The sequence below is a fragment of the Frankia sp. CgJB1 genome (genome assembly GCF_977947065.1).
The window spans coordinates 1-9,811 of sequence record NZ_CDWTNB010000152.1 but is presented as its reverse complement, the minus strand read 5'-3'; the positions used below and the strand labels follow the sequence as shown (position 1 = coordinate 9,811).

General features: G+C 69.1%; 9 protein-coding genes. 5 read left to right on the top strand and 4 right to left on the bottom strand.

Annotated elements, in window-relative coordinates:
- Positions 1–315 (top strand): hypothetical protein (locus AC08OT_RS15800; RefSeq protein WP_476602970.1); only part of this gene is annotated, 315 nt, incomplete at its 5' end.
- A gap of 96 nt (positions 316–411) precedes the next feature.
- Positions 412–1,509, top strand: coding sequence for an amidohydrolase family protein (locus tag AC08OT_RS15795; RefSeq protein WP_476593499.1), 1,098 nt, complete (start codon positions 412–414; stop codon positions 1,507–1,509).
- Positions 1,510–1,541: 32 nt separating this feature from the next.
- Here the strand turns inward: AC08OT_RS15795 and AC08OT_RS15790 are convergent, their stop codons facing one another.
- Together AC08OT_RS15790 and AC08OT_RS15785 are read right to left on the bottom strand one after the other, a co-directional pair.
- The gene (locus AC08OT_RS15790) at positions 1,542–1,976 is read right to left on the bottom strand and encodes a response regulator (protein WP_476593500.1); all 435 of its coding nucleotides are present in this window, start codon (positions 1,974–1,976) and stop codon (positions 1,542–1,544) included.
- A gap of 114 nt (positions 1,977–2,090) precedes the next feature.
- On the bottom strand, positions 2,091–3,176 hold the full coding sequence (locus AC08OT_RS15785; RefSeq protein WP_476593501.1) for a PLP-dependent cysteine synthase family protein: 1,086 nt from the start codon (positions 3,174–3,176) through the stop codon (positions 2,091–2,093).
- A 290-nt stretch (positions 3,177–3,466) separates the two neighbouring features.
- Here AC08OT_RS15785 and mshB point away from each other — a divergent pair, with 290 nt between their 5' ends.
- Both mshB and AC08OT_RS15775 read left to right on the top strand, forming a co-directional pair.
- A complete protein-coding gene (gene mshB, locus AC08OT_RS15780; protein WP_476593502.1) occupies positions 3,467–4,390 on the top strand; it encodes an N-acetyl-1-D-myo-inositol-2-amino-2-deoxy-alpha-D-glucopyranoside deacetylase in 924 nt (307 codons plus the stop codon).
- Between the two features lie 52 nt (positions 4,391–4,442).
- Positions 4,443–4,667, top strand: a complete 225-nt coding sequence (locus AC08OT_RS15775) for a DUF1918 domain-containing protein (RefSeq protein ID WP_462186202.1) — start codon at positions 4,443–4,445, stop codon at positions 4,665–4,667.
- Positions 4,668–4,740: 73 nt separating this feature from the next.
- On the opposite strand, the gene AC08OT_RS15770 is transcribed toward AC08OT_RS15775, so the two are convergent.
- Complete coding sequence (locus AC08OT_RS15770; RefSeq protein ID WP_476593503.1) at positions 4,741–6,255, bottom strand: glycoside hydrolase family 26 protein; 1,515 nt, start codon at positions 6,253–6,255, stop codon at positions 4,741–4,743.
- A 326-nt stretch (positions 6,256–6,581) separates the two neighbouring features.
- A complete protein-coding gene (locus AC08OT_RS15765; RefSeq protein ID WP_476593504.1) occupies positions 6,582–7,544 on the bottom strand; it encodes a CAP domain-containing protein in 963 nt (320 codons plus the stop codon).
- Between the two features lie 390 nt (positions 7,545–7,934).
- On the opposite strand from AC08OT_RS15765, the gene AC08OT_RS15760 reads away from it, so the two are divergent.
- Positions 7,935–9,811 (top strand): ABC transporter permease subunit (locus AC08OT_RS15760; protein WP_476602969.1); only part of this gene is annotated, 1,877 nt, incomplete at its 3' end.

Here is a 9,811-nt window from a genome sequence, read left to right as displayed (position 1 = left end):
GCTGCCCTCGTCGACTTCACCAGTGGAATGACCCTCGGAACGGCCGGTAACACGCATGCGATCGATCTCGAGATCGCCGCGGCCGGAAACACCGAGGTCATCCGGGCGAAGATTCGGACGATGGAGAGTCTCGGGCTTCAGGACACCATCGAGGACATCCTGATCACGCTGGGTCGCCAGTATCACCTGATCCGGTTGTTGCAGAGCCATTCCGGCCGTGGCCTGTTCCTCTATCTGGTGCTCGACAAGTCGCGCGCGAACCTCGCGCTGGCCCGTCATCGGCTGCGCGCCGTCGAGTCGCAGCTCGACGTCTGAGTGCTTCCGGCGCCCGATCAGGCGGCGCGTCCTCGCCACGGGCCTGGTGCCGGCGCGCCGGTGACCGGACGACGGTGATAGGGATATGACGTGAATATGAGCGTGCCGACGCTGCGGATCCGTGGCGGCGTGCTGGTCGGTCCGACGGATGTCCGTGACGAGGTCTGGGTCGTCGACGGCCGGATCACCTTCTCCGCCCCCACCGGTGCGGCGGCCCGGGACGTACGGACGGTCTCCGGATGGGTGTTGCCCGGTCTCGTCGACGCTCACTGCCATGTCGGCCTCGCCGCGCACGGCGCCGTCGACAGGCCCACCACCGAGCAGCAGATCATCACCGACCGGGCGGCGGGCGCGCTGCTGCTGCGCGACGCCGGCTCCCCGGCCGACACCCGGTGGATCGACGCCCGTGACGACCTGCCCCGGCTGGTACGGGCCGGCCGGCACATCGCCCGGCCCCGGCGGTACCTCCGCAACTACGCGGCGGAGGTCGAGCCGGCCGACCTCGTCGCCGAGGTCCTCGCGCAGGCCGACCGGGGCGACGGGTGGGTGAAGCTCGTCGGCGACTGGATCGGCCGCGGGCTGGGCGACCTGGCGTCGTGCTGGCCCGCGGACGTGGCGAAGGCCGCGATCGACGCGGCGCACGCCGCCGGAGCCCGAGTCACCGCCCACTGCTTCGCCGAGGACTCCCTCGCGGATCTCGTCGAGGCGGGGATCGACTGCATCGAGCACGCCACCGGTCTCACCGAGCACACGATCCCGCTGTTCGCCGAGCGGGGGGTCGCCATCGTGCCAACCCTGGTGAACATCTCGACCTTCGAGGACATCGCCGCGGGCGCCGAGGCGAAGTTCCCCGCCTATGCCCGGCACATGCGCGCCCTGCACGCCCGGCGCCATGACACCGTGCGGGCGGCCTACGATGCCGGCATCCCGATCTTCGTCGGTACCGACGCCGGGGGAAGCCTCCCGCACGGGCTGGTCGCCGCGGAGGTGGCCGAGCTCCGCCTGGCCGGGCTGCCGGCGGCGGCCGCGCTCGACGCGGCGACCTGGGGGGCCCGCTCCTGGCTCGGTTATCCGGGCCTGTCCGAGGGCGCCTGGGCCGATCTGGTGGTGTATCCGAGCGACCCGCGGGCCGACGTCGCGGTGCTCGGCGCCCCGGACCTCATCGTCCTGCGCGGACGGCCGGTCTCTCCCTGAACGTCCCTGCGTCCCCCCGGGTACGCGGCCGGTCAGCGGGGAGCATCGAGGACCTGCCGGACCTTGTCCAGCAGGGTGCGTTCGGAGAAAGGTTTGGTCAACAGCGATACCCCCGGGTCCAGCTTTCCCTGCGCGGTGAGGACGGGATCGGCGTAGCCCGACATGTAGAGCACCCGGATGCCGGGTTGCTGGGCCCGGATGCGGTTCGCGAGTTCCCTGCCCTGCATGCGCGGCATGATGACGTCCGTGAGCAGCAGGTGGATGTCGCCCCGGTGCTCGATCGCGATCGAGCACGCGTCGGGGGCGGTGGAAGCCGCCAGCACCTCGTAGCCGTTGCGGCTCAGGATCCGCCGGGCGACCTCGAGCAACGCGGCGTCGTCCTCGGCGATTAGAATCGTCCCGCCGTGCCGGGCGGGCTCGGAGTCCGCCGGTCGTTGTCCGGCCGGGTCCTGCGACAGGTTCCGCATAAAATCACCGCAGTAGGTAATTTGCCGGTGGCATTTAGTGATCGGAGGAACCGTAGCATCGCTTTCGGTGGGTCGCCACCGCGCCGGCCAGGCCGTGTCAGCCCGAAGGCCGTGTCAGCCTGGCCAGGTTGTGGAGGTCACGGCTTGGCGCAGGATCTCGGTGAACGGCCGCGGGTCGAAGCCGGCCGCGTCGAGCCAGGAACCGGAATAGTACGTGTCGGCGTACCGTTCGCCGCCGTCGCAGATCAGGGTGACCACGCTGCCGCGGTGACCAGAGGACACCAGTTCGCAGGCGAGCCGCACCGCGCCCCAGAGGTTCGTCCCGGTGGAGGCACCCGTCCGGCGGCCCGTCAGCGTCTCCAGGAACAACATGGCCGCGACGGACGCCGCGTCGGGCACGGTGATCATCCGGTCGACGACGTCGGGGAGGAAGCTCGGCTCCACCTGTGGGCGGCCGATGCCCTCGATGCGGGAGTGCCCGCCGGTGGCGTGCGGGTCGCCGGTGGACCAGGCGCGGTGGAACGCCGAGCCCTCGGGATCGACGACGCACAGCGCGCAGTTGTGCTGCCGGTACCGCAGATAACGCCCGATCGTGGCGCTGGTGCCCCCGGTGCCGGCGCCGACGACGATCCAGGTGGGGATGGGATGGCGCTCCAACGCCATCTGATTGAAGATCGATTCGGCGATGTTGTTGTTGCCGCGCCAGTCCGTCGCTCGTTCCGCGTAGGTGAACTGGTCCATGTAGTGACCGTTCGTGGCCTCGGCCAGCCGCCTGGCCTCCGCGTACACCGTGGTGGCGTCCGCCACCAGATGGCAGCGACCCCGCTCACGTTCGATCAGGGCGATCTTCTGAGCGCTGGTCGAGGCGGGCATGACGGCGATGAAGGGGAGTCCGAGCATGCGGGCGAAGTAGGCCTCCGAGACCGCCGTCGACCCGGAGGACGCCTCGACGATCGTCGTCCCCTCCCGGATCCAGCCGTTGCACAGCCCGTAGAGGAACAGCGACCGGGCCAGGCGGTGTTTCAACGAGCCGGTGGGATGCGTCGACTCGTCCTTCAGATAGATGTCCACGCCCCGTTCCGCCGGCCACAGGTGCAGGGGGAACAGGTGGGTGTCCGCCGATCTGTTGGTGTCGGCCTCGACTCGGCGAATGGCCTCCCGAGTCCATCGGACGTCCTGTCTGGCGGGTGCATCACTCATGCCCTTCCCGTTCCCCGGATCATGCTTGGATGAAGATCTTTGTTCTTTCCGCCCGCCTTCGTCGATTCGTCGATCTGTGAGCTGTTTATCTCTTATGAATTCGTAATGAAGTAATTAATGCAAGCCAATATGCGTCTTCGCAGGTCACGGGCTCGCGAGGACCCCGAAGTGAACAAGTTATTTCATTCCGAATCCTATGGGTTAACGGCGCTATTGCGGGCTCTGTATCCGTAAGTTACCGGTTCGATGGTCGAGATGCGCCGTCCGTGGGTCGCCCCTACCGTCAAGCCATGCCGGTTACTCAAGGTTCCGGTGCACTGCCTGCCCGTCGGATCGTGTTCGTCCATGCTCATCCCGACGACGAGACGATCGCGACCGGGGCGACGATGGCCCGCTACGCCGCCGATCCCGACACCCAGGTGGTCCTTGTCACGTGCACGCTGGGCGAGATGGGCGAGGTGCTGCTCCCCGAGCTGACCAACCTGCGGGCGGACCGCGCGGACCAGCTCGGCGGATACCGGATCGGGGAGCTGGAACGGGCGTGTGCCGAGCTCGGTGTCAGCGACTACCGCTTCCTCGGGGGCGCCGGTCGTTGGCGGGACAGCGGCATGTTGGACAGCCCCGCGAACGACGACCCGCGCTGCTTCTGGCGGGCGAACATGGACGACGCGTCCGAGGCGCTCGTGCGGATCGTGCGGGAGGTTCGGCCGCAGGTGATGGTGACCTACGACACGATCGGGGACTACGGCCATCCCGATCACATCAGGGCGCACGACGTCACCGCCCGGGCCTTCGCCGACGCGGCCGATCCGGACTTCGCTCCCGACGCGGGTCCGACCTGGCAGGTCTCGAAGTTGTACGAGACGGCGCTGTCCCACTCCGCGGTCGAGTCCGCGGTGGACCGCATCTGGCGGTCCGACCTGGCGAAGACGGTCCCCGGGGGGATCACGATGCCCTCGGACATGCTGCTGTCGGTTCCCGATACCAAGGTCACCACGACGATCGAGGCGCCGGGCTTCTTCGCCGCGAAGATCGCGGCGATGCGGGCCCACCGCAGCCAGATGACCGTGGACGGATTCTTCTTCGCCCTGGTCGACGGGAACGGCCGGTCAGCGAAGGCCACCGAGAACTTCGTGCTGGCCCGGGGGACGGTGGGCCCGGGCTCGGGTTCCGGCGTGGAAACCGACCTGTTCGACGGAGTGGTGGCGCACTGATGTCGGAACAGGCCGCGAACGGGCCGCGAACAGATCGCGGGAGGGAATCTTGATGTACACCGGAAACATCATGTACGCCAGGGTCGGGGACCGCCTCGTCGTGCGTAATTCGGCAACGGGTCGTACCGAGCGCCACGGTGTGATACTCAAGATTCGCGGCGAGAGCGGCCGGCCACCGTTCATCGTCCGGTGGGACGACGGCCGCGAATCGTGGTACATCCCGGCGGCCTACGAATCGGTCGAGCTACGCCCCTGCCGCGACCGGCGGCCCGGCTGAGGACCTCCTCGGGGGGAGGGGTGCCGCCCACTGATCGTCGTCGGCGGGCGGCACCCGGCATCACCCCCGGATCCTACTGCCTGGAGTAGAGCTGTTTATAGCGGGCGCCCGCCTGCCGGTTCAGGTAGAGACACGCGGCGCTGAGCGGTCGGTACAGGTTCGAACCGACGTTGTTCGGGTCGCAGTTGTTGAAGTAGTACTCGTAGGCCAGCCCCTTGCCGGCATGGGCCACGAACCAGTCGTACATCCACTGGACGTAATTGGCGTTGTCGCCACCGCCGTTGTTTCCGCTGCTACTCACCACCCCCCATTCGCCGACACCGAAGAGCTTGTTGTGCGCGCGGGCGAAGTTGAACCAGTAGTTCAGCCCACCGGGGGCGTTAGCCTGGGCGTCGAACTCGGCCTTCGTCCTGGACGGCGGCCAGTGGTCGTACGCGTCGAGGCCGACCCCGTCCACCCAGGCGTCACCCGGGTACATGTCGATCGGGTTGTGGCTCGGCGGGTTCTGCGAGTAGTGAGCGTTGAGGCACCAGCACAGGATGGGGTCCGGCTCCGCGGTCGAGTTGATGGCGTCCGCGACGTGGCGCCAGCAGTTGATGTAGGCCGTGGGGTTGGTGGCGGACCACTCGTACCAGTTGCCGTTGCCCTCCCAGGCGAGCCGCAGGTAGGAGTTCTGCCGGCCGTAGGCGTTCAGGACGCGGCCGAAGGTTTTCCAGTACTCGTCGTAGGCCCCGGTGGCGCACGTCTCGTTGCTGGCGCCGATGTTCTCCGGGAAGGGTGGGATGGAGATGATCAACCGGCCGGGCCAGGTGGCGAAGGTCCGCAGCAGGTCCACCGGCTGGCTGACGTTCCCCCAGTTGTTCCGGGTGGTGTAGAGCAGGGTGAAGTCACAGGGCGCGCCGCGCCAGGTGCAGAACGACTCCAGGTTCTGCTGGTTCATCACCGGGTCGGGATAGGTGCCGGTCAGCCACCCTTTGCCCGAGCGGGGCCCGGCGTAGGACGGCGGGGCCGGCGGCGGGTTCGCTCCGGTGGTGATCTCCGCCCGGTCGAAACCGACGTTGTTGCCCCTCGAGGAGGTGCTGCGCTGCCCGGTGTTCGTCAGCGTCAGGGTGTGCGTGCCGGCGGTGAGCTTGTCCGAGCTGTAGAGCAGGGTGATGGTCGCGTTCGGCGAATAGGTGTCGACGCTGGTGGGCAGGCCGCCGTCCAGGCGAACCGTGCTGAATCCCCCGATCGGGCCCTTGGCGCCGTAGAGGTTGACCTGCGTTCCACTGAAGCGGATCGTGGCAACTCTACCGGCGGTCGCCGAGTAGTAGAAGCTGTTGTTCGGAGAGGTAATGCAGCCGCTGCACTTCGCCCACCCCGCCGAGTAGGAGACCTGGTTGGTGCCGGTGCCGATGGTGCCGTCCTCGATGATCGTCGGGGTCTGCGCACGGGCAGGTCCGGTCAACGCCCCGGTCACCAAGGCCACGGTGAGGGTGAGCAGCAGACCGCCGAGCCGGTGGCGACGTGCTCGAGTCCGCGCATGACGGCCGTTCGAATATCTCCTGGGTTGGGACGCCGTCCCGTCCCGTTGATCCTCTGTACGCATTCTCCAGTCCTGTCCTGGGTTGTGGAACGCATGTCGAGCTTGTCGATGAAAGCTGACTCAACCAGGAAGGACGCTAGATCAGTGGTTCGCGGGCATGGCCGAACGCCGTTGTCCGGAGATTCGACGCGGACTTCTCCAGGCGTGGGCGAAGACTTGTGACGTTGTCTTTCCCATCGGTTCCGGCGGAACGTGCGCAGCCGGGTTGCGCAGGTTTTTCGCCTGCGGCAGCGATGTCACCGGTTCTGGCGGTTCTTTGGGACCGGCGCAGGAAAATCGTGATCCGTTCGACCCGGCAGGCAGAGTGCCAGTGGTCAGAGCACCGACGGTCAGAGCAGGGTACCGAAGACCTGCGTCCAGTAGAAACTGAATTCGCCGCCGGTGGCCTGCCCGACGCCGATTTGGCGCAGCCGCGGGATGAGGATGTTCGCCCGGTGGCCGGGGCTGTTCATCCATCCCGTCACCACCTCGTCCGCGCTGTTCTGGCCGGCGGCGATGTTCTCGGCGACCTGGGCGTAGCGGTAGCCCAGGGCGCTCACCCGGTCGGACACCGTGCGTCCCTCCGGGCTGGTGTGCGCGAAGAAGCCACGGGTCGCCATGTCCACGCTGTGCGCCTCCGCGGCAGCGGCCAGACGGTCGTCGACGGTCAGCGGCGCGAGACCCTCCCGGGCGCGCTCGGCATTGGTGAGCGTGACGACCCGCGCGAGCACGAGGGTCAGACCGCCCTCCCCGGTACCCCGACCCGTGGAGTCGGGGTACCGGCTTGGGGCACGGCGTTGGCCCTGGTCGTGTTGGCCTTGGTCGCCGTTGCCGCCGTCGTCGACGGCGACTCCGAAGTCCCGGGCGAGACCGGCGAGGCCGTCCGCGTACCCCTGCCCCACCGCCCGGATCTTCCACGCGGGGCCGTGCCGGTAGATCTCCACCAGCGTGACCACGATCTCGCGGGACAACGGCGGCGGCGCGAAGCGGGCGATGAGGGCATCATGATCATTATGGATGGTGACGGCGAGAGCTGGCAGCCGTCCGAAGGGCGTCGTACCGTCCTCGGGGCTGGCGGCGATCACGACACGTTCGGCGCCCGGGCGCAGCCGGCCCGGATCGACGGTCACCGCGCTGCCCGAGAGCGCCACGCCCGGTGCTCTCGACTGGTTGTAGAACACGAAGTCGCTGTCCGCGGCGACCTTGCCGTTCGCGCCGGTGACGAGCGCACAGACGTCGAAGGGACCGGCGAGCCGGACCGAGACAGGGCCGGGAGGCAACGGCCCGTTCGCGCCAGGTACCAGGTCCCTCATCCGTTTCCACCCCTGTAGCCGTGTTCGTCCGCCATCGAGCGTTCGTCCGATGGTGCCATCCCGGGCGTTCCGCGGTATGTCCGCGTTCCGTCACCCCTGGCCAATCCGTGGGGTTGGGTGGCTTTTGCGAGGTTCGGTAGCTCTCATGGGATTCGGTGGCCGTTGTGGGGTTCGGTGGCTGTTGTGGCTGGTTTGATTGCCTTGTCGGTCTGTCCGGTCGTACCGTCACCTCGGTTGCCATGATTACGTGATCAATGGCCTGGCTGCGAATTTTCCGGTGGGCTCACGCCGCTCATCGCGATCGAGGAGGGCCGGCGACCATTGGTGGGGGGCCACTGAGGGGATGATCGAGGCGCCGTTCCGCGGTGCCCGGAGCAGGGTGGGCCGCCGTTGAACGACGTCATGGGCTACGCCCTGCTCAGCCTGGGCACGGGCGCGCTCTACGCCCTCGTGGCCTCGGGTGTGGTGGTCATCGCCCGTGGGGCCGGTGTGCTCAACCTGGCCCAGGGCGCGCTGCTGGCCTGGGCGGCCTATGCCTTCCATGGGCTGCATGCGGGGTGGGGGCTGCCGCTCGGCCTCGCGGCGCCGCTGGCCGTGCTGTCGACGACCGCCATCGGGGTCGTGTTCCACCTGCTGGTGATGCGGCGGCTGCGCGAGGCGACCTCGCTGCTGCGGCTGATGGCGACGCTCGGTCTGCTGATCATCTTGCAGTCGTCGCTGACGCTGATGTTCGCCGGTGCCGTGCGCACCTCCCCGACGGTGCTGCCGACCGGCAGGATCACGCTGTTCGACGAGCCCGTCGGCGTGTCCGTGTTTGTCCGGCTGGCCGTGGTCGCCGTGCTGGTCGCGGGGCTCTGGGCGGTGTTCCGGTTCACCACAGTGGGCCTCGCCGCGACGGTGGCGGCGGAGAACCTCCGGGCCGCCGCGACCTTCGGCTGGTCGGCGGACACCGTCGCCGCCGCGGCCTGGGGCGCCGGCAGCGCGCTGGCCGGTCTCGGCGGGGTCCTGCTCGCGCCGCTGCAGAACCCGTTGTCCTCAGCGAACCTGCTCCTGCTCATCGTCCCGGCGCTGGCGGTCGCGCTGGTCGCGCGGTTCCGCTCCTTCCCGATGGTGCTGGCGGGCGGGCTCGCCCTCGGGGTCGTCGAGGTGGAGACCCAGTTCCAGCTGGTCGCCGAGCATCCCTGGTGGCGCGGAGCCGACCGGGCCGTGCCGCTGGCGGTCATCGTCTTCTACCTCGCGATCCGCGGGCGGGGAATACCCGAACGCGGCCACCTCGCCGAACGTCATCCTGCCCTCGGCAGCGGCCGGGTGCATCCGCGCGCCCTCGCGGTCACCGTGGCGGCCACTCTGGCGGCGATCTGGTGGCTGCTGCCGGTCGACTGGGTCGACGCGAACGCCCTGTGGGCGCTGGTCATCCTGTCCGTCGTCGTGCTCGTCGGGTTCACCGGGCAGTTGTCCCTGGCGCAGCTCGCCTTCTCCGGCATCGCGGCGTTGATCGCCGGACGGCTCGTCGCGACCCGCGGCTGGCCGTTGGAAGCGGCCATGCTCGTCGGGGTCGTCGGCACGGCCGCGGTCGGACTGTTGTTCGCCCTGCCGGCGCTGCGGACCCGGGGCCTGCAGTTCGCGGTGGTGACCCTGGGCCTGGGCACCGCCGTCGACGCTCTGCTGTTCCAGCGCGGCTACCACTCCCCGGCGCCGAGGAGCGCGGACTCCATCGGTTCGCTGTTCGGCGATCTGGCCTCCCCGGAGGGCACGGTCGTCGGCCGTCAGACGTTCCTCGGCATCGAGCTGGACAAGGTTGCCAACCCCCGCGGGTTCGCGACCGTCTCCGTCCTCGCCTTCGTCCTCGTCGCGCTGGCCGTCGCCAACCTGCGGCGCGGGCGCGCGGGCCGGCGGCCGATCGCGGTACGGACCAACGAGCGGGCCGCCGCCGCGCTCGGCATCAGCGTGGTCGGCGCGAAGCTCTACGCCTTCGCGCTGTCGGCGGCCATCGCCGGATTCGGCGGGGTGCTCTACGCGTTCTACGTCTACGGGGAGCGCGGGAACATCGACTACGGCGGTGGCGCCTTCGCGCCGTTCTCGTCGATCATGCTTATCGCCTACGCGGTGGTCGGCGGGGTCGGCTGGGTCAGCGGGGCGTTCGCCGGGGCGACGATGGCCGCCGGGGCGCTCGCGACCCGGCTCGGCGGCTGGGTCGGCGACCTGCTCGCCCGGCTCGGCGTGCTGCTGCGGGTCGTCGTGGCGGCCCTCGCCGGGCTGCTCGGCCT